This window comes from Streptacidiphilus sp. BW17, from assembly GCF_041262485.1.
GTDB lineage: Bacteria > Actinomycetota > Actinomycetes > Streptomycetales > Streptomycetaceae > Streptacidiphilus.
In genome coordinates, this window is the sequence record NZ_JBGCCR010000089.1 from 1 (window position 1) to 1,144 (window position 1,144).

The 1,144-nt window shown below is 70.1% G+C and carries 2 protein-coding genes; both read right to left on the reverse strand.

Going from position 1 to position 1,144, the window contains the following annotated elements; translation table 11 throughout:
• Positions 1-6: 6 nt before the first annotated feature.
• Positions 7-465 carry a MarR family winged helix-turn-helix transcriptional regulator gene (locus ABH940_RS36975; protein WP_370062241.1) on the reverse strand — a complete coding sequence of 153 codons (459 nt, stop codon included), beginning with the start codon at positions 463-465 and terminating at the stop codon, positions 7-9.
• Positions 458-1,144 (reverse strand): alpha/beta fold hydrolase (locus tag ABH940_RS36980; RefSeq protein ID WP_370107298.1); only part of this gene is annotated, 687 nt, incomplete at its 5' end. The genes ABH940_RS36980 and ABH940_RS36975, both read right to left, overlap by 8 nt.

Sequence of the window (1,144 nt, forward strand, 5' to 3'; positions counted from 1 at the left end):
GTGGAGTCAGTCGAGGTTGAGGCGTTTGTTGAGGGCCTCGCCTGCGGGCAGGGTGTCGATGAGCTTGTGCAGGAATTCGAGGACCGCGTCGGTCTCCAGGCCCTCGGAGACGGCGTCGAGCAGGGTGTACATGTCCTGTTCGATCCCGGCGACGGTGGTGGCCAGGCGTTCTCCCTGGGGGGTGAGGCTGAGTTGGAGGTAGCGGCGGTCTTCGGCGTCGGTGCGGCGCTCGACCAGCCCTGCCGCGACGGTGCGTTCGACCAGTCGGCTGGGGTTGGTGCCGCTCTCGCAGACCAGGAGCTGTCCGAGGCCGTTGAGGCTCAGGGTGCCGTGCTGCTGGAGCAGGCGCAGCACCTCGGCCTGTGACGGGGTGATGCCGTGGGGTTTGAGGGCCTGGGTCAGCAGCCGGTTGCCTTCGCGTTGGGCTGCCAGGATCGCGAACCGCAGGTGTTCGGCCTTACGCATCGGCGTCCTGTCGGGTGGTCGGCAGGGCGGCGGCGAGGAAGTCCTTGACCGCGGTGGCGTAGGTGGCCGGGTGGGAGAAGCGGAACATGTGGCCGGTGCGCGGCAGGACGACCTCCCGGGCGTCGGGGATGCCCGCGAGCATGGTCTTGGAGGCGTTCTCTCCGATCAGCACGTCGTGGGAGGGGGTCAGGATCAGGGTCGGGACCTGGATCTTGCCGAGCGCGTCGACGTAGTCGGCCGTGAAGGCCGCTGACACGCGGGCCCCGTAGGAGGCGGCCGGGGTGTTGGTGAGGAACAGTTTGCGGCTGCGTGCCTCGGTCCAGGGCACCTGGCCCTCGCCGTCGAACGGGGAGGCGAGGCGGTTGGCGTGGGCGCGCAGTGTCAGCTGCCGGTAGAACGGGCCGCGGGTCTTGCCCATCACCTGCGCCAGTGCCTTCAGCGGCTTCGAGTCGACCGGGTTGGCCGCGAATCCGCCGGACAGGACCAGGGCGCGCAGGCCCTGCGGGCGGCGGACGGCGAGGGCGAGCGCGATGTTCGCGCCGAACGAGTCGCCGACCAGCACGTAGTCGTCCAGGTCCGCGATCGCGTTCTCGACGTAGTCGGCGTAGCGCTCCATGTCGTCGACGCCCTCGGGCAGGCGCAGCGTGCGCTTGGGCGCCTCGCCGTAGGGGTCGAGCTG

What these genes read in the sequence shown, in the direction of transcription:
- ABH940_RS36975 (WP_370062241.1), bottom strand. Translation starts at nt 465, where the DNA reads ATGCGTAAGGCCGAACACCTGCGGTTCGCGATCCTGGCAGCCCAACGC.